Annotated in this window: 19 protein-coding genes, 2 tRNA genes and 1 riboswitch; of the genes, 10 read left to right on the top strand and 11 right to left on the bottom strand. The window is 59.6% G+C overall.

The annotated features are described in order from the left end of the window. Positions 1-2 precede the first annotated feature (2 nt). A complete protein-coding gene (locus CPY51_RS18435; RefSeq protein WP_111161688.1) occupies positions 3-239 on the top strand; it encodes a hypothetical protein in 237 nt (78 codons plus the stop codon). Between the two features lie 28 nt (positions 240-267). Here CPY51_RS18435 and CPY51_RS18440 read toward each other — a convergent pair whose 3' ends face one another. Continuing rightward, positions 268-513, bottom strand: a complete 246-nt coding sequence (locus CPY51_RS18440; protein ID WP_111161689.1) for a PilZ domain-containing protein — start codon at positions 511-513, stop codon at positions 268-270. A gap of 197 nt (positions 514-710) precedes the next feature. Here CPY51_RS18440 and CPY51_RS18445 point away from each other — a divergent pair, with 197 nt between their 5' ends. Then, on the top strand, positions 711-1,715 hold the full coding sequence (locus tag CPY51_RS18445; protein WP_111161690.1) for a hypothetical protein: 1,005 nt from the start codon (positions 711-713) through the stop codon (positions 1,713-1,715). A 110-nt stretch (positions 1,716-1,825) separates the two neighbouring features. On the opposite strand, the gene CPY51_RS18450 is transcribed toward CPY51_RS18445, so the two are convergent. Both CPY51_RS18450 and CPY51_RS18455 read right to left on the bottom strand, forming a co-directional pair. Then, a tRNA-Gly gene (locus CPY51_RS18450) sits at positions 1,826-1,899 on the bottom strand. Between the two features lie 58 nt (positions 1,900-1,957). Beyond that, positions 1,958-3,049 (bottom strand): 2'-deoxycytidine 5'-triphosphate deaminase, encoded by a 1,092-nt coding sequence (locus CPY51_RS18455; RefSeq protein WP_111161936.1) that lies wholly within the window; start codon positions 3,047-3,049, stop codon positions 1,958-1,960. A 75-nt stretch (positions 3,050-3,124) separates the two neighbouring features. Next, positions 3,125-3,203, top strand: a riboswitch (SAM riboswitch). 46 nt (positions 3,204-3,249) lie between these two features. Between CPY51_RS18455 and CPY51_RS18460 the strand changes: the two genes are divergently transcribed. After that, complete coding sequence (locus CPY51_RS18460; protein WP_111161691.1) at positions 3,250-4,434, top strand: O-succinylhomoserine sulfhydrylase; 1,185 nt, start codon at positions 3,250-3,252, stop codon at positions 4,432-4,434. Positions 4,435-4,673: 239 nt separating this feature from the next. Then, positions 4,674-5,066: a Co2+/Mg2+ efflux protein ApaG gene (apaG, locus tag CPY51_RS18465; protein ID WP_111161692.1), complete on the top strand. Its 393-nt coding sequence runs from the start codon at positions 4,674-4,676 to the stop codon at positions 5,064-5,066. A gap of 11 nt (positions 5,067-5,077) precedes the next feature. On the opposite strand, the gene CPY51_RS18470 is transcribed toward apaG, so the two are convergent. The 3 genes from CPY51_RS18470 to CPY51_RS18480 form a co-directional block, all read right to left on the bottom strand. Then, positions 5,078-6,070 (bottom strand): Hsp33 family molecular chaperone, encoded by a 993-nt coding sequence (locus tag CPY51_RS18470; protein WP_111161693.1) that lies wholly within the window; start codon positions 6,068-6,070, stop codon positions 5,078-5,080. Positions 6,071-6,121: 51 nt separating this feature from the next. Further along, on the bottom strand, positions 6,122-7,039 hold the full coding sequence (argF, locus tag CPY51_RS18475) for an ornithine carbamoyltransferase (protein WP_111161694.1): 918 nt from the start codon (positions 7,037-7,039) through the stop codon (positions 6,122-6,124). Between the two features lie 73 nt (positions 7,040-7,112). Beyond that, complete coding sequence (locus CPY51_RS18480) at positions 7,113-8,312, bottom strand: aspartate aminotransferase family protein (RefSeq protein WP_111161695.1); 1,200 nt, start codon at positions 8,310-8,312, stop codon at positions 7,113-7,115. Positions 8,313-8,736: 424 nt separating this feature from the next. Between CPY51_RS18480 and CPY51_RS18485 the strand changes: the two genes are divergently transcribed. Continuing rightward, positions 8,737-9,264: a GcrA family cell cycle regulator gene (locus CPY51_RS18485; RefSeq protein ID WP_111161696.1), complete on the top strand. Its 528-nt coding sequence runs from the start codon at positions 8,737-8,739 to the stop codon at positions 9,262-9,264. 73 nt (positions 9,265-9,337) lie between these two features. Here CPY51_RS18485 and phoB read toward each other — a convergent pair whose 3' ends face one another. The 3 genes from phoB to phoR all read right to left on the bottom strand — a co-directional run bounded on the left by phoB (position 9,338) and on the right by phoR (position 12,377). Further along, positions 9,338-10,021, bottom strand: a complete 684-nt coding sequence (gene phoB, locus CPY51_RS18490; protein ID WP_111161697.1) for a phosphate regulon transcriptional regulator PhoB — start codon at positions 10,019-10,021, stop codon at positions 9,338-9,340. 32 nt (positions 10,022-10,053) lie between these two features. Beyond that, the gene (gene phoU, locus CPY51_RS18495) at positions 10,054-10,767 is read right to left on the bottom strand and encodes a phosphate signaling complex protein PhoU (RefSeq protein ID WP_111161698.1); all 714 of its coding nucleotides are present in this window, start codon (positions 10,765-10,767) and stop codon (positions 10,054-10,056) included. A 353-nt stretch (positions 10,768-11,120) separates the two neighbouring features. Continuing rightward, positions 11,121-12,377, bottom strand: a complete 1,257-nt coding sequence (phoR, locus tag CPY51_RS18500; protein WP_111161699.1) for a phosphate regulon sensor histidine kinase PhoR — start codon at positions 12,375-12,377, stop codon at positions 11,121-11,123. 259 nt (positions 12,378-12,636) lie between these two features. Between phoR and ppk2 the strand changes: the two genes are divergently transcribed. Together ppk2 and CPY51_RS18510 are read left to right on the top strand one after the other, a co-directional pair. Further along, positions 12,637-13,518 (top strand): polyphosphate kinase 2, encoded by an 882-nt coding sequence (gene ppk2, locus CPY51_RS18505; protein WP_111161700.1) that lies wholly within the window; start codon positions 12,637-12,639, stop codon positions 13,516-13,518. Positions 13,519-13,575: 57 nt separating this feature from the next. Further along, positions 13,576-13,791 carry a DUF6434 domain-containing protein gene (locus CPY51_RS18510; protein WP_111161701.1) on the top strand — a complete coding sequence of 72 codons (216 nt, stop codon included), beginning with the start codon at positions 13,576-13,578 and terminating at the stop codon, positions 13,789-13,791. Between the two features lie 25 nt (positions 13,792-13,816). Here CPY51_RS18510 and CPY51_RS18515 read toward each other — a convergent pair whose 3' ends face one another. Beyond that, entirely contained in the window at positions 13,817-15,016 is a 1,200-nt protein-coding gene (locus tag CPY51_RS18515) for a hypothetical protein (protein ID WP_111161702.1), read from the bottom strand. Between the two features lie 386 nt (positions 15,017-15,402). Here CPY51_RS18515 and CPY51_RS18520 point away from each other — a divergent pair, with 386 nt between their 5' ends. The 3 genes from CPY51_RS18520 to CPY51_RS18530 all read left to right on the top strand — a co-directional run bounded on the left by CPY51_RS18520 (position 15,403) and on the right by CPY51_RS18530 (position 17,204). Further along, positions 15,403-16,362, top strand: a complete 960-nt coding sequence (locus CPY51_RS18520; protein WP_111161703.1) for an NAD(P)H-dependent flavin oxidoreductase — start codon at positions 15,403-15,405, stop codon at positions 16,360-16,362. Positions 16,363-16,477: 115 nt separating this feature from the next. Further along, positions 16,478-16,553: transfer RNA gene (locus CPY51_RS18525), tRNA-Thr, on the top strand. 243 nt (positions 16,554-16,796) lie between these two features. Next, positions 16,797-17,204: a DoxX family protein gene (locus CPY51_RS18530; protein WP_111161937.1), complete on the top strand. Its 408-nt coding sequence runs from the start codon at positions 16,797-16,799 to the stop codon at positions 17,202-17,204. A 50-nt stretch (positions 17,205-17,254) separates the two neighbouring features. Here CPY51_RS18530 and CPY51_RS18535 read toward each other — a convergent pair whose 3' ends face one another. Further along, positions 17,255-17,926, bottom strand: a complete 672-nt coding sequence (locus CPY51_RS18535; protein ID WP_111161704.1) for a hypothetical protein — start codon at positions 17,924-17,926, stop codon at positions 17,255-17,257. Positions 17,927-17,996: the final 70 nt, after the last annotated feature.

Genomic DNA, 17,996 nt, shown 5'->3' on the forward strand with positions numbered 1-17,996 from the left:
ACATGGCAGCCGAGAAATTTATCGTCCTTCCCTACAAGCGGAACCGGGGCAATCTTGTTTCCGGCGAGATGAGGCAGGCCTCGAATGCGGCAAGCGCCGAGAAGATCGCCGCCGCGATGGCGGACCGTTTCGTCGGCGTCGCGGCCTATGCCGTCATGGTCGACGAAGAGACCGGCGACATGAGCGCACCAAGGCTTCTCTCGAAACATGGCGAAGTCGCCGATCTATTGGCTGCGTAGATTGCGGGCCGCATCGCGAGACTGCATGTCAATCTTCTGAAAAGCTGACGCCGACAGCATCGATGCGCCGCCACTTCACCGTAGCTTTATATGTACGACCATCCGAGATCTGCAGTTTGAACGTCTCGGGAACGGAAACAACATTCTGAACCTTCAACCGCGCTCCCGCTTCTGAGAGGTCTCTCACGACGCAATCAAACACGGAGTGACCTCCATCCAGAACGATCTTTGCGCCAAGAAAGGTTCTTTTTCGCAAGTGTTGTCGATTTTCCAATGCCGATACGCCTTAGTCCAGTGCTCGACGCCAGGGTATTAACTGGGGGTTTAAAGCTTGGTAAATCGCAACCATTGATTTCTATTATCTAATATATGTGTGCCGACCCTTGATCGATATGTTGATCGACAATTAGCAAATATTTTCAATGCGGCTGCAACGCCATTGCATCCCCACGCTGTGCGAGAGTCGCTTCGATGGACACTGTTTTTGAGCGAATGTGTGCTGAGTGTGGACTGGATCCATTGAATGGGGACGGACTAGAGTTTGAGGATCAAGAAGAGCTCGTCAGGTGCATTTGGCAGGTCAACCAACTGAACGCTGATCACGCGAAAATACGCGCGCCAGGCTTCGAGGTCGAGGTAGGTTTCTTTAAATCTTCTCAACGTCGCGCATTTTCAGGCATATTCGAGGGCACCGACGTAATCGCCGTAAGCTGGGGGATTATAGAAACTTATCGCGGTGTGTTCTCGGGGATTATGGGTCTTTCCGTTTTCTCTTGGATCCCACAACACCAGCGAGATGAAGCCGCCCTCTGGCTTTATGAGTGTGCAAAGCACTCCATTTTTCTGCACGAACTTGGACACATATGGAACGGTCACACGAGCTTGAAACAACAACGAGGAATCGCGTCGTCCCGAGACGGAGGATTGTCGAACATCGACCTGCAGACGCTTGAATTCGATGCCGATTCCTTCGCCGCAACCCACATTTTTAATTTCGGCGTCATTACGCATCCCTTCCCGATCATAAAATCAGAACTCGACGACCAATTTGGCCGAGGCGCCACATATTTGTTAATGACGGTTTTCGCGATCTACATGGTTTTCCGTCTTGAAGATCGACCAGCAGATTTCGACCCAGATGAAAAGAAGTTATATCCATCGACTCCGCTTAGGCAGCGTATGATGGCAGGAGTTTTGGTAGCCCACGCTGGAAAGAAAGGTCTATTCGAGGAACAGAATGCCTGGGACCTAGTCGTGCAAGGTATATGGACCGCAGAGGAAGTCTTTGCAAAGTGGATGAAGAGGCCCAGAAGCGACACGGCAGTGCGGGCTGCATTGAGCGCCGAGGGCGGCAAATACCAGGATAAGTTGCTGCAGCATTGGCATGCAATTCGCCCTCAGCTCGATCCACTCAAGCGGGGCGGTGAGCTCCCTAAGGCTCAATATGTTGATGATGAGAGCATATGGGCTACATAAATACAGCCGAGGCCACGGACTCGAAAAAGGGTCGCAAGATCGCCGAAACCAGCGCTGTGAAACGTTCAGTGACGCGAGTGACGTGCGAACTTAGCAAGCCCTTGAATTTTTGGAGCGGGTGAAGGGAATCGAACCCTCGTATTCAGCTTGGGAAGCTGCTGCTCTACCATTGAGCTACACCCGCCGATAGGGCGAAGACTTCCAACAGAACCTGGCCGCTGTCAAGGCTGAAAGACTTGAGTTCAGAGGCGGAAATGCTTGGAGAGCTTCAGGCCCTGGGCCTGATAGTTCGAGCCGAGGCCAGTGCCATAGAGGCTCGAGGGTGGTTCCAGCATGTGTTCGTAGACGAGGCGGCCGACGATCTGGCCGTCTTCGAGGATGAAGGGCACTTCGTGGCTGCGCACTTCGAGCACGGCGCGGCTGCCGCGGCCGCCGGCGGGGGCGTGGCCGAAGCCGGGATCGAAGAAGCCGGCGTAATGGACGCGGAACTCGCCGACCAGCGGGTCGTATGGGGTCATTTCGGCGGCGTAGTGCGGGGGTACGTGTACGGCCTCGCGCGAGACCAGGATATAGAATTCGTCGGGATCGAGGATCAGCTCCGTGCGGCCACGGCTATAGAGCGGTTCCCAGAAATCGAAGATGTCGTGCTGGGCCTTTTTGTCGACATCCACGACAGCCGTGTGGTGCTTGCCGCGATAGCCGATCAGGCCTTCGCCGTCACCGATCAGGTCGATCGACAGCGCGATGCCGCCGCCCGTCACGTTCGGCCGTCTGCTGGCGACCAGGGTCTCCGCGGCATGAAGCTCCAGCAATTGCGGTTCGGACAGCATTGCGTGGCCGACGCGGAAACGGATCTGCGACAGGCGCGAACCGCGGCGGACGACGATCGGGAACGTCCGAGGGCTGATCTCGAGGTATAGAGGGCCGGAATAGCCGGCCGGGATCTTGTCGAACTCCTGCGCGTAGTCGGTGATGACGCGCGTGAAGATGTCGAGGCGGCCGGTGGAGCTCTTCGGATTGGCCGATGCCGACATGTCCGCCGGCAGGTCGAGATGCTCCATCAGGGGGACGATGTAGACGCAGCCGGTTTCGAGCACGGCGCTCTCGCTGAGGTCGATGACGTGCAGGCTGAGGCGGTCTAGCTTGTCGGAAACCAGATGCGAGGGGCCGGGCATGAAGCTGGCGCGAACGCGGAAAGCCTTGGCGCCAAGACGCAGGTCCAGGCTTGCCGGCTGAATCTGGTCGCGGTCGAGTTCTTTTTCCGTGGTCAGCCGACCACTTTCGAATAATTCCGCGATTGCGCGATCCGCTAAAATACCTGTGTCGCGAGCCATTCTGCCCATCCTTAATTTGCCGCAGACAAAACCAAATACGGGGAATTGACGCAAGGCGCTATCGGCAGTATTGCAGTCTTATCCCGTGGTGATTTGGCCGGTCGGCTTGCAGCCACGTTAAATAAATGGCTAAAAAGACCGGGTTGAAAACCGGTCTGCTATTGCGACCGGTTTTTTTGTATCACGAAGGTGGTAATGACATGACCAAGACCTGGCGCCCCGCAACGCAACTCGTTCACGGCGGCACGCTCCGCTCCCAATTCGGCGAGACATCGGAAGCGATCTATCTCACCCAAGGATTTGTCTACGAAACGTCTGAGGCCGCAGAAGCACGCTTCAAGGGCGAGACCGAAGGCTTTATCTACGCCCGCTACGGCAGCCCGACCAATGACATGTTCGAAAAGCGGATGTGCATGCTCGAAGGCGCCGAGGATGCGCGCGCCACCGCCTCCGGCATGGCTGCGGTCACCGCCGCGATCCTCTGCCAGCTGAAGGCCGGCGACCACATCGTCGCTGCCCGCGCCCTGTTCGGCTCCTGCCGCTGGGTGGTCGAGACACTGGCGCCGAAATACGGCATCGAATGCACGCTCGTCGACGGTCGCTTCCTTGAGAACTGGGAAAATGCGATCCAGCCGAACACCAAGGTGTTCTTCCTGGAAAGCCCGACGAACCCGACTTTGGAAGTGATCGACATCGCGGGTGTCGCCAGGCTTGCCAACCAGGTCGGCGCCAAGGTCGTCGTCGACAATGTCTTCGCGACGCCGCTTTTCCAGAAGCCTCTCGAACTCGGCGCCCATATCGTCGTCTATTCGGCGACCAAGCACATCGACGGTCAGGGACGCTGCCTCGGCGGCGTCGTTCTTTCCGACAAGGCGTGGATCGACGAGCATCTGCACGACTACTTCCGCCATACCGGACCGGCCATGTCGCCGTTCAACGCCTGGACGCTGCTGAAGGGCATCGAGACGCTGCCGCTGCGCGTCAAGCAGCAGACGCAGAACGCCGCGGCGATCGCCGATTTTCTCGCTGAGAACGGCAAGGTCGCCAAGGTGATCTATCCCGGCCGAAAGGACCATCCGCAGGCCGATATCATCGCCAAGCAGATGACCGGCGGCTCGACGCTGGTCGCCTTCGAAATGAAGGGTGGCAAGGAAGCGGCATTTGCGCTGCAGAATGCGCTGGAGATCACCAAGATTTCCAACAATCTCGGCGACAGCAAGAGCCTGATCACGCATCCGGCGACGACCACGCACAAGAACCTGACGGACGAGGCACGCGCCGAGCTCGGCATCTCGCCTGGAACAGTGCGCTACTCCGCCGGCATCGAGGATACGGACGATCTGCTCGAGGATTTCGCCCGCGCACTGAAGCAGGTGATCGGCTGATCATTGCCAGCAGGGCCTGTCCGAACCAAATCGGGCAGGCCCGCCGGCGACGAATTCCGGCTCAAAAGCTGCGTAGCTATCCTCTGGCTCGGCAACCCCGGCGTTAACCTTCAGCGTTAGTCTTAATATTCGAAAAATCACATAAACCTGTCCGTTAAGGACTGATTCACCAATCCGTTCCTTGACGGATATTGAAGCCTATAGGATATCGGTAACTCAATACGTCTAAGGTGTCAGGTATGTATCGCGCCCTAACACGAGATATCGAGGTCGTCGTCGAGCCGTTTTATCTGGAGGAGCAATCCGATCCGGATGATGATCGCTACGTCTGGGGCTATCGCATCGTCATTTCGAACCACTCGACTGTCTCCGTGCGGCTGATCACGCGCTATTGGCACATCACCGACCAGAATGGACAGGTGGACGAGGTGACCGGGCCCGGCGTTGTCGGCGAGCAGCCGCACCTCAATCCGGGCGATACCTATGAATATTCATCCGGCTGCCCGCTCGATACCCCGTCGGGCATGATGTTCGGCCATTACCACATGGAATCCGACGACGGGGAACAGTTCGACGTCGAAATCCCCGCCTTCTCGCTGGATTCGCCAGGCCTGCTGCGCACCCTGAACTGAAGGCTGCGCCCTCAGGCTTCCGTCTTGAGCTCCGAAGGATCGAAACGATAGGTCGTGGAGCAGAACTCGCAGGTCACCGCGACCTCGCCGTCTTCCTCGCTTGCCTCGATCTCCTCAGCCGAGAAGCCTTTCAGCACGCCCTTGATCTTGTCGCGCGAACAGCTGCAGCGGTCGAACACCGCCTGCGGCGGAAAAGCCCGTACGCCGCGCTCGTGGAACAGCCTGAAGAGCAGTCGCTCGGTGCCGACGAGCGGATCGGTCAGTTCGTCGGCGTCGATCGTCTCGACCAGCGAGCGTGCTTCCGCCCAGGCATCGTCGTCCGCATGGTCGTGGACGCCCGGGTCGCCGTCTCCGCCGTGCAGGTCGGGCTGGCGCATGCGCTCCGATGCCTGCGGCAGAAACTGCGCGATCAGGCCGCCTGCCCGCCAGCGATGGCGCGGCTTGCCTGCCTCGTCGCGATCGAAAAGCTCGGCCGCCCCGAGGCGGACGCGGGTCGGTATCTGTTCCGACTGGCGGAAATACACACCGGCGATCTCCTCGAGCGACGTGCCGTCAAGCTCGACGATGCCCTGATAGGGCTGCGAATACTGGCCCTGGTCGATCGTGAAGGCGAGAACGCCCTTGCCGAGCAGTTGCTCCGGCTCGGTCTCGCCGGCGGCGATCGCCTTTGCCAGCGCCTCCTCGTTGAAACGGGCATAGGCCCGGACGTTCTCCGGCGTGGAGAAATCGGCGACCAGCAGGTCGACGGGGCCATCGCCCTTGGTCTGGACCATGAACTTGCCATCGAATTTCAGCGAGGTGCCGAGCAGCACGGTGAGCACGATGGCTTCGGCCAGAAGCCGGGCGACGGGTGCCGGATAATGATGGCGTTCCAGGATTGCGTCGAGCATAGGGCCGAGCTGCACGGCACGGCCGCGCACGTCGAGGCCGTCGACCTGAAAGGGAACGACGTGATCATCGCCTGCAAAATCGAACTGACCCAGCGATGCTGCACTTTCCGCCATGCTTAATCTCCTAGTCGCGGCTGCGATCTCTTCGTCGCAGCACTTAAATCCTCAGATCGCGCCCAGGCACCAAGCAAGAATCGACTTTTGCGCATGAAGGCGGTTTTCCGCCTCATCGAAAACAACGGATTGCGGACCATCGATCACTTCGTCCGTCACCTCCTCCCCGCGATGAGCGGGCAGGCAATGCATGAACAACGCGTCTTTACCGGCCTGTGCCATCAAAGCCGCGTTGACCTGATAGGGCTGGAAGACGTTGTGACCGCGAGCCCGGTGCTCCTGATTCATGGAAACCCAGGTATCGGTAACCACGCAATCGGCGCCGGCGACCGCACGGTCTGCATCATGGCTGAGCATGATTTCGGCGCCCTCATTGCGGGCCCAGTTCAAATAGTGATCCTTCGGCTCGGAACCAAGGGGCACCGCCATATTCATGCGATAGCCGAAACGGGCGGCCCCTTCGACCAGCGAATGCAGCACGTTGTTGCCGTCGCCGGTCCAGGCGATGGTCTTGCCCTTGATCGGGCCGCGATGTTCCTCGAAGGTCATGACATCGGCCATGATCTGGCAGGGGTGGGTGTCGTCGGTGAGCGCATTGATGACAGGGACGGTGGCATGTTCGGCCAGTTCCAACAGGCGCGAATGGTCTGTCGTGCGGATCATGATGGCATCGACGTAGCGCGACAGCACCTTTGCGGTATCGCCGATGGTCTCGGCGCGGCCGAGCTGCATTTCGGTGCCGGACAGGAACAGCGTCTCGCCGCCGAGCTGGCGCATGCCGACATCGAAGGAAACGCGGGTCCGGGTCGAGGGCTTCTCGAAAATCATCGCCAGCATCTTGCCCTCGAGCGGCCTGTCCGCCGTACCAGCCTTGGTCGCCAGCTTGCGGATGAGCGCATCGTCGATGATTGTGCGAAGGTCGGAGGTCTTCACCGCCGAGAGATCGAGAAAGTGTTTCGGTGAAGCCATAATCTTTATCCGTACCCTGGAAACAACAACGCCCGCTGCGGGGCTATAACGCCCCAAATAGCGGGCGATAAACTCAAGCCGACTTCCTGACGCGAGCGGCGCGCAGCGTCTCGGCTGCGCGTTCCACACGGGCAAGACCCTCGCGGGCCTCCTCGGCAGTCGTGACCAGTGGCGGCAGGAGGCGGATGACATTGTCGCCAGCCGGCACGGCAAGCAGACGTTCGCCGCGGATCGCCTGCAACAGCTCCGCCGACGGGATGGCGGCCTTGATGCCGAGCATCAGCCCCTCGCCCCTGACGTCCTCGATGATGTCAGGAAAGCGATCCTTCAGAGAGGCCAGCCCCTGGCGGAAGACCAGTGCCACATCGTTGATGTGCTGCAGGAAGCCGTCGGCCAGGATGATATCGAGAACGGCATTGCCGACGGCCATAGCCAACGGGTTTCCGCCATAGGTCGAGCCGTGGGTGCCGGCCTTCATGCCGGAGGCGGCATTGGCAGTCGCAAGGCAGGCGCCGAGCGGGAAGCCGCCGCCGATACCCTTGGCAACCGCCATGATGTCGGGGGTGATGCCCGCCCATTCGTGGGCGAAGAGCTTGCCGGTGCGCCCGACGCCGGACTGGACCTCGTCGAGGATCAGCAGGAGGTTGTGCTCGTCGCAGAGCTGGCGCAGCGCCCGCATGAATTCGTTGGTCGCCGGGCGGATGCCGCCCTCGCCCTGAACCGGCTCGATCAAAATGCCGGCAGTTTCATCCGTGATGGCGGCACGGACCGCTTCGATGTCGCCGAAGGGCACCTGGTCGAAGCCCGGCGCCTTCGGGCCGAAGCCTTCGAGGTATTTCTCCTGGCCGCCGGCCGCGATCGTCGCGATCGTGCGGCCGTGAAAGGCGCCCTCGAAGGTGATGATGTGGAACCGCTCGGGGTGGCCGTTGACGAACTGATAGCGCCGGGCAGTCTTGATCGCGCATTCGAGCGCTTCGGCGCCTGAGTTGGTGAAGAAGACCTTGTCGGCGAAGGTGGCTTCCGTCAGCCGCTTGCCCAGGGTCTCCTGTCCGGGCACCTCATAGAGGTTCGACAGATGCCAGACCTTGTCGGCCTGCTCCTTGAGCGCGCCGACGAGGTGGGGATGTCCGTGACCGAGCGAGCTGACAGCGACGCCGGCGCCGAAGTCGAGATATCGCTCGCCGCTTTCCGTGATCAGCCAAACGCCCTCACCTCGCTCGAAACGCAAGGGAGCCCGCATATAGGTGTCATAGAGCGGTGCTGTCTCGGCCATCGTACAAATCCTTCGATCAAAACCTTGCTTAGCTGCCGTTTTCGCTATGCAAAACGGCCCCGAAAAAATCAAAAATGCCGCCTTGCGGCGGCTCTGGCACTATTGACGTTTCGCACTGCAATGTCAACAAAACCGCTGAAAAGGCGGGTGCTACAGATTGTCCGCATGCAACTAGAGTTACCCCTGCGGAGGGTATTGCAGAAATAACACACTAGGCAGCAAGTTGGGGAAAACCCCGAAATCGATTCCCCAGGATTCCCGCGACTCTTGTCAGGGAGTCAGCCTCACACTAGGTTAAAGATCAATTACTAGACTGCATGCGGCGGAACTAGTCACCACAATTTAAAAGCGTTTTATGCCTCGACTGCATCGGGGCAATGGCGAAGGATTCTGCCATCACGAACGCGCTAGGCGGAGACAGGGCATGAATTGGACAGACGAGCGTGTGGAGCGGCTTAAGAAGCTTTGGGCCGAAGGGCTGAGCGCCAGCCAGATTGCAGCGCAGCTCGGTGGTGTCAGTCGAAACGCGGTTATCGGCAAGGTGCATCGCCTGAATTTGCCCGGCCGGGCCAAGGCCGGCGGCTCGGCAACGACGGCTCGGGCGCCCAAGCGGAGTGCTGCTGCTGCTCGGCCTTCGACCTTCGGTTCGCGCGGTATCACGACCCGCACGGTGACGCGCCAGCAGGGCTCGACCATGCTCAAGGAAGAAGTCGATGTCGATGCGGCCGAACAGGTCTCGTATCGTCCCGCTTCCAATGTCGTCGTCCCGATCTCGATGCGTCTCGGCCTGACGGAACTGACGGAGCGCACCTGCAAGTGGCCAGTCGGCGATCCGCTGAAGGACGATTTTCACTTCTGCGGCCATGAATCGCCCGACGCTTCGCCCTATTGCAGCTACCATCAGAAGATGGCCTACCAGCCGGTTCACGAACGGCGCAGGGCGGCTCGCTAAGCATTCGGACTATCGACGAAAAAAACGGGCCGCGAGGCCCGTTTTGCGTTTCAGGGTTCCGACCTTGGAGCGATCAGGCTTCCATGGAATAGCCGGCGCCACGAACGGTGCGGATGACGTCCTGCATGTTCGAGAAGTTCAGTGCCTTGCGCAGGCGGCCGACATGGACGTCGACAGTGCGTTCGTCGACATAGATATCGTGACCCCAGACACCGTCCAGCAGTTGCGAGCGCGAGAAGACGCGGCCAGGCGACGACATCAGGAATTCCAGCAGGCGGAATTCGGTCGGTCCGAGACGAACCTCGCGGCTCTTGCGGTGGACACGGTGCGTTTCCCGATCGAGCTCTATGTCGCCGCATTTCAGCAAGGATGACAGGACCTCGGGACGGGCGCGACGCAGCATCGCCTTGACGCGCGCCATCAGTTCCGGCGTCGAGAAGGGCTTCACCACATAGTCGTCGGCACCGGTGGAGAGCCCGCGCACGCGTTCGCTTTCCTCACCACGGGCGGTCAGCATGATGATCGGCAGGCGCTCCGTGTCCGGGCGCATGCGCAGCCGGCGGCAGAGCTCGATGCCGGACACGCCGGGCAACATCCAATCGAGGATCAGAAGATCGGGGATGCGCTCCTGGAGACGAAGCTCGGCTTCGTCTCCCCGCAGGATCGTATCGACCTCGAAACCTTCGGCTTCGAGATTATAACGCAGCAGCACGCTGAGCGCTTCCTCATCTTCTACAACAGCAACTCTCGGAACCATTCGTTTCTGGTCTCCTTTAGCGGGCGCAAGCCCTATTCCGTGACCGCGCCAACGGTGTTGGCGGTATCGTCTTTCGGGCGTTCGCCTTCCGGCTGGGCACCGGTCGCCATGTAGTAGATCGTCTCGGCGATGTTGGTGGCGTGGTCGCCGATGCGCTCGATGTTCTTTGCGCAGAAAAGGAGATGCGTGCAGGTGGTGATGTTGCGCGGATCTTCCATCATGTAGGTCAGCATCTCGCGGAAGAGCGAGGTGTACATCGCGTCGATTTCCTCGTCGCGTTCACGGATGGCCACGGCGCGGTCGGCCGAGCGCGTGGTGTAGACGTCAAGCACTTCCTTGAGCTGCACGAGCGCCAGTTCGGAGAGATGCTCGATGCCGCGGCCGAGGCGGCGGGGGACGCCGGTGCCCTGAACGGCGATGACGCGTTTTGCGGTGTTCTTGCCGAGATCGCCGACGCGCTCCAGATCGGAGGCGATGCGGATCGAGCCCATGATTTCGCGAAGGTCGGCAGCCATCGGCTGGCGGCGGGCGATCGTCACGATCGCCTTGTCGCCGACTTCGCGCTCGGCGAGGTCGAGGATGGTGTCATCCGAGATGACCTTCTGAGCAAGGCCGACGTCGCCATTGACCAGGGCGCGGACGGACTCGCTGACCATCTGCTCGGCCAGCCCGCCCATTTCGGCGATACGGCGCGTCAGGAACTTCAGGTCATCGTCGAAGGCGGTGAAGATATGTGTCGAAGCCATGTTTCTGTCCTCAGTTGGAACGGAGACGTCATGCCCGCAAAGACTATCAGCCGAAGCGGCCCATGATCTAATCCTGCGTGAGCGGAACGTCGTGTCTGGTGAATATTTTGTCTGCTTGCCTGCCGAAGCACCCAGCGCCAGCGGAGGCGAGCGATGGTGTGGACAGCGTCAAGGCATTCATGAAAATCTCCCGTCGCGGGCATTATGCGGGGTCGTGGCAAGCGGCGAGCGTCGCCTTCTTCAGCGCCCTCTCTTAGCGGTCCAAGCACCGTCCTTTTATGTCAGGCGAGTGAAACAATTATGACAGTTCAACCATATGAAAATAATAGATAATTTTGTGCGCCAAAACACCGTCAGAAGCGAACTGTGAAGTCCGTCCCCCGGCCCACCTCGGATTTGACGATCAATCTCGCCCGATGGCGCGTGAGGATGTGCTTGACTATGGCCAGCCCCAGCCCCGTGCCTTTTTTCGAACGGCTGTCTTCGACGCTCACCCGATAGAAGCGCTCGGTCAGGCGCGGAACATGCTCGGCCGGGATGCCCGGGCCCTTGTCGGAAACGGTTACCTCGACGGTTTGTCCGGGGTCGTTGCGCAACGTGACCTCGACGACCTTGCCCTCCTGCCCGTATTTGCAGGCGTTCTCGATAAGGTTCTCGAAAACCTGGACGAGCTCGTCGCGGTCGCCGAGGACCTCGATCTTGCCTGCGGGCAGATGCAGGTTGATGGAAACGTCCAGATCGCCGGCAAGCGGCAGCAGGCTGTCGCGGACGTGGCCGAGCAGCGGCACGAGATCGACTTTCTGGTCGGGCGCGATATGCGACTTCAGCTCAAGCCGGGACAAGGACAGGAGATCGTCGACGAGACGGCTCATCCGTGTCGTCTGGTCGAACATGATGCCGAGGAAGCGTGCCTGTGCCTTGGGGTCGTTGCGCGCCGGACCCTGGATGGTTTCGATAAAGCCTCGCAACGAGGCAAGCGGGGTGCGCAGCTCATGGCTGGCATTGGCGACAAAATCGGAGCGCATCCGGTCGATCAGGCGCAGTTCCGATATGTCCCTGAAGGAAAGCATGAAGAAGGTCTGCGTTTCCGACGTCGGCTTTGGCAACTCGACCGGGGCGATGCGGACGATATAGACGCGCTCGGACGGCAGACGTTCCGAATGCTCGATCTGGTTTGGCGTCTTGGTGGCGATGGTTTCGCGCACCATGTCGAGGATGCCCGGAGAGCGCAGCTTGGCGGAGATGTGCGCGCCAAGCGGAAAAGCGCCGAGCGCCTTTTCCGCCGCCGGGTTCTGAAGCACCAGAGAGGCATCACTGCCGATGACCAGCACCGGCACATCGAGCGCCGCAAGACCGGCTGCAAGCGGCAGCAACAGGCCTTCGCTATCAACAGGCACCGGCTCCGCATGGGGCGGTGCCTCGGCTTCCACCACCATCGGTGAGCGCAGCATCGCGACCAGGACGACGACCAGCCATATGGCCGCTACGACGCCCTTGCCGGTCCCTTCAACCAAGGCGAGGACGGCAATCAGCGTTGCGAGAGCCAAGATGGCGCTTTCGTGCTGCAGCCGCCTTGTGAATCTCCTGGGGAATGACAGGTCGTCTTCCAATTACGCCTCACCGCTTTGCGTTTCATCCGCGAACATAAGATTCTGCGTGATAACCTTATTTCATGACAGAAGTTTTCAGCTCTATCCACAGGGCTGGCAAAGAGGGATCGACCGAGCCACCCGCAACGTGAGGTCACCGGCAACGGGCTTGAAATCACAACATTAATATGATCACCCTTGCGCAGCAGATTTTTTTGCCGGCGCCGGGCCCGATTGCCACTCACGCTGCGGGTTATGGGCCAAATGTGAAGGAAAAGACATGAGCGAGGATGTGGAAAGCCGTGCAGTGGAGCTGGAAATCCATGGCAAGCACCGCATCTTCGATGTCGACGATCCTGTTCTGCCGGCTTGGGTCGAAGAGGAGGCCTTGTCTTCCGGCAACTACCCCTACAAGAAGAAACTGAAGGAAGACGACTATCTGGAGGAGCTGGAATTCCTGCAGATCGAACTGATCAAGGTGCAGTTCTGGCTGCAGGCGACCGGCAAGCGCGTCATGGCTCTCTTTGAAGGGCGAGACGCGGCCGGCAAGGGCGGCGCGATTGCAGCAACCTCGTCGCATATGAACCCCCGCCTGACGCGGGTCGTGGCACTGACCAAGCCCACCGACCGGGAGGCCGGGCAATGGTACTTCCAGCGCTATGTCGCCCAGTTTCCGACGGCCGGCGAATTCGTCCTGTTCGACCGCTCCTGGTACAACCGCGCGGGCGTCGAGCCGGTCATGGGCTTCTGTACGTCAGAGCAATACGAGCACTTCCTGAAGCAGGCGCCGCAAATCGAGCGGGTGATCGAGCACGAACACATCTCCTTCTTCAAGTTCTATCTCGATATCGGCCGCGAGATGCAGCTCAAGCGCTTCCACGACCGCCGCCACGATCCGCGGGCGGTATGGAAGCTGTCTTCCATGGATATCGCCGCACTCGGCAAATGGAAGGACTACAGCGAGAAGCGCGACCGGATGCTGGAAGAGACCCACACCGAGCATGCGCCCTGGACAGTGATCAAGGGCAATGACAAGCGACGCGCGCGTCTCAATCTCATCCGCCACATGTTGAAGACGCTCGACTATACCGGCAAGGACAAGAAGGCGATCGGCGATCTGGACGACAAGATCATCGGCTGGGGACCGAACTTCCTGAAATAGTATTCGCCGTTACAAGAGACAGCGCCGGCTAGGGTGCTTGGGCGGAGGGCAAGGACTATGGCGTTCGACTGGCATAGTGATGAGATCACCCGCGCTACGCCCCTGACGAAATCCTACCGGAACACTCAGAACGTCCGGCGCTTTTTCAAGGCGGAGTGCGGTGACGATTTCAAGTTCGACCGCTCTTTCATGGCGTGGCTCAAGACGGCAGTCGGCCAGAATATGGGGGACGCGGTCGACGAGTGGCGCCGGCGTCAGGCCGCCAGGCGATAGGCGTCCGCTTCCAGGCCGCGTTCGCTCATTGCTCCGGCAGAACGCGGATCGCATAGATATTCACGCCCTTGGCCTTGCCGTCGACATTGCTGTTGATGACGAAGTGTCCGGCACTCGCCTGCGATTTGTCGAGATGGATCTGGAAGAGTGCGTCCGCTTTCTGTCGTGTGACGTCGAATCGGTGACGGCCGCAACCGCCGACCGCCTTGAAATCGCATTCGACCGTTATTTGCGTCGGCGTATCCGAGGTGGATTGCAATGTCAGCGCCACGGTCAATGCCTTGCCCGCCGCTTTCGCCAGGACGTCTGCCGGAACCGCGACGGCAGCGTTGCCATCCGTGCCGCTCGATTGCGAGGTGACACGCACGGCCGGGCCTTCATTCTCCGAGACACCCTCCGCCTTCGCCTGCGCTCCAGTCGCGATCTTGGATGCGTCGCCGGGAGCCAATATCTGGACCCACTCGGCCGAGAAACTATCCTGCGGATCGATCGTCAGCAGACCGGTGTTGTTGCCGGTGGGTTCGTCGTCGCTGCCGCTGTAGTCCTCGGCGTCGACATGGGCCGGCGGATTGCGAACGCTGGTGTCGCGCTGCGCTACCGAGAGCAGCAGGCCTGAAGACTTGACCCACCAGACGCCCGTGCCGACGAAGGCGACGATGATGCAGAGGACGAGCAGCCGGGAGAATATCTTCCGCGGCTTGCGGCGCACGGCAGCGCGCTCCGGCTTGAAATTCATCGTGCGCGCAGTCGTCGGGACGGCAGCGAGCTCGGGTTGAAGGGTGTCGCCGGCAAGATGATCATCCGGCCTGGCGTGAACATCGCCGAGATCACCACGGGGAACAGGATCCGGCACCGGCACCGGCATCGGGCCGCGCGCTTCGCCGCCGATGTCCATGGTCGGCTCCTGCCGTGGAGACTGCCTTGCCGGCTGGGGAGGCTGGACGGCTGCGGGTTGCTGCTGCACGGGCTGGGGCGCGCGCTGCACCGTCTCCGGCGGAACGACGGCGGCATGAACCCGAGCCCGCTCTTCGCCCTCGATCGCGCGGATGGTCACTTCCAGGCGCTGGCGCTGCGACGTAACGGTCTCGATGTCGGTGACGTCCTGCTTACGGAGCCCGGTTTCGAGCGCCTGGCGGGCGGACTGGTAGATTCGGGCCCGGACTTCCGGATTGGCACGCTCGGATCGCTCCAAGGCATTTCTGATGGCCGTTTCTAATCCGCTCACGTCCGGTCCTTCACACTAAGTAGAGCGCCGCACATCTACAAGGATGCGCCAAGGCCGCTCTATCACTTTGAAATGTTGCATAATTTCATTCCTAAATCGAACCCGATTTTCAGAATTATGCAAGCAGCACTGCCGAAATCTTTACCCATGGCTAACCAAGTTCGGTAACGCCCCGCCCGGTAATGTGCAAGTGTCGCCATGTGACCGCTGCCATTCGAGCGGGGATAAATGCCAAACACGGCATAAGATGGGAGATGCCGAAGGTTTGCGAGCGATCGAAGGCATTCGTCCGGCTGCGTTACGGGACGTGATTGACAGCTTTTCCGAAGCGCAGGTCTCTGCTATCAACTTGACGTTTTCGTAAACGTCAACTGTGGATGCTGTACATGGCTCTTCCTTCCATCCTGACGAACAATCTCAGGCTGCCTGTCGTAGCCTCGCCGCTGTTCATCATCTCGCATCCGGCCCTCACGCTCGCGCAATGCAAGACAGGCGTCGTCGGCGCTTTTCCCGCACTCAACGCCCGCCCCGAGAGCCAGCTTGACGAGTGGCTGGCGATGATCACCGAGGAGCTTGGCGCCCATGACGCCGCTAATCCGGAACGACCGGCGGCGCCTTTTGCGGTCAACCAGATCGTCCACGCATCCAACAAGCGGCTGGAGCACGACCTGGCGCTTTGCGTCAAATACAAGGTGCCGATCGTGATCTCCTCGCTCGGGGCTGTGCCGGAGGTCAATGCGGCGATCCACTCGTATGGCGGCATCGTGCTGCACGACGTCATCAACAATCGCCATGCCAATTCGGCGATCCGCAAGGGCGCCGACGGGCTGATCGCGGTTGCGGCCGGCGCCGGCGGACATGCGGGCACGCTGTCGCCCTTTGCCCTCGTCCAGGAAATCCGCGAATGGTTCGACGGGCCGCTGCTTTTGGCAGGGGCGATCGCCACGGGCGGCGCGATCCTCGCCGCGCAGGCCATGGGCGCCGACATGGCCTATATCGGCTCGCCCTTCATCGCGACCGCGGAGGCGCGCGCTGCAGACGCCTACAAGCAGGCGATCATCGAAGGCAGCGCCGGCGACATCGTCTATTCCAACTATTTCACCGGCGTCCACGGCAACTATCTGAAACCCTCGATCCTTGCCGCCGGTCTCGACCCGGACAAATTGCCGGAGGCCGATCCCTCGAAGATGGATTTCGAGCAGGCGACGACCGGCTCGAAAGCCTGGAAGGACATCTGGGGCTCCGGCCAGGGGATCGGCGCGGTAAAAGCCATCGAACCCGTTGCCGCGCTGGTCGATAGGCTGGAGCGGGAATATCAGGAGGTACGAGCCCGGCTGGCGGTCTAGGACGAAAGACGGCAGCGCTTTTTTGACGATCGACAAACAGAGCGCTTGAAATCTCGGCGCATAGACTGTATCAGCGCCATGCAAATCGCCCGGCCTTCAATGATGGCCGCGAGATGCCGCTTTAGCTCAGGTGGTAGAGCACATCATTCGTAATGATGGGGTCGCAGGTTCGAGTCCTGCAAGCGGCACCAAATATTTTCAGAAAAGCTAGACTTTACGGCGCGTTAAGCGCTCCACGCGATTTTCAACCCCTTGTTGTCCAACTCTATCGCCGGTACCTCAGCGAATTAAATTTCATTGAAACCTTTGTAGGTGAGCACGCCTTCGCGTTTTGGTACCTGAAATTTCTTTTGGGAGATGTCGGAATCTGCTTCTGTCGTCCGTCCTTGGATCGATGCGCCAGGAGATAACATGGCCGAATGGGAGTGAAGTACATGGGCAAAACAATTGCGATTCTAATGGGTCGGCTGATTTTCGGCGCTCTCTTTGTCATGGCGACCAGCTTCAAATTCTTTGACATGCGAGGGACTGCCGATTTCATTGCGGCGGCTGGCTTTCCCCTCCCGTTTTTCCTCGCCTGGATCGCGGCCTTCCTTGAGCTTGCGCTCGCATTGGCGTTCCTAAGCGGTTTTATGTTTTCGCAGGCTGCACTGCTTGCTGGGATCTACGTGATATTTCTCGCTTTCTCATTCCACGGCCCAGGGCGCTGGTCCTCTAACCAGGCCGAGTTCGGTTTTTTCGTCGATCACTTCACGTTTCTGGCCGGCCTGCTATTCGCAGCCGTTCACGGGCCGGGCGAGACCTTGGTCTGGAAACCCGGCCGTTTGAAAAAACTCGCCTAGTGCGCATCATGTCGGATACTGCGATACCGCTTGCGAAGCGGCTGCCACAATCATTGCCCGAGGTTTTGCGGCTCTATTGCGTGGCTGCGCTCGTAGTCCATTGTTTGAAGCGCAACAGGGAACGAGAACTCCGCCATGCCTTGTCGGTAATGGCTAACGGTCTTAACAATTCTCCCAGAAGCACTCGAAACCCATGCGTCAAGGGAAGCTTCCCAACCACTTCGCCGCCAGCCGGCTGCGTAACGGAGTGCCGGTTCTCCAAGGACGGTTTCGACGCCTTGGTATTGGCAAGATGTAAGAACCGGAAGACCTGTGAGAGCATCGATCGTCGTGTGTATCGGCAGTCTCGGATAACCGTTCCAAGGGCTTTCTTCGATCTTTTCGAAGAAACCACGATCGATAACGCGCGCCTGGAGAAACAATCTCGTGTTCCCGTTGGGGTATAGTTCATAGATATTCGAAGTCATACGCCCCGAATTATTCAGTCGTTCGTAAGCTCGGTTCAGATCATAGCAAGACTTGTCTTCCAAGCCGATGTTCGGGTCGCCTGTTGACCGATCGTCGCCTGGCCATGCCGGAAGCACTGATAACGTCATTGACGCGATAAAGATCGGAAGAGCGAAAAAACCGCGCACTGCGCCTCTCAAAAAGTGTGGAGTGTCTTTTGTGTAGTCAAAAAATTCATCGATTGCTATCCATTTGACCGGCCTTCTCAAAAACATTGTAAGAAATGCGAATGATGTTTTTCTAAAAGCCTATGAAGATGTGGCGGGTTAATTTCTCAGGATCCCT

It is taken from the genome of Arminella tubonensis (assembly GCF_003240585.1).
In the GTDB taxonomy this organism is placed as follows: domain Bacteria; phylum Pseudomonadota; class Alphaproteobacteria; order Rhizobiales; family Rhizobiaceae; genus Rhizobium; species Rhizobium tubonense.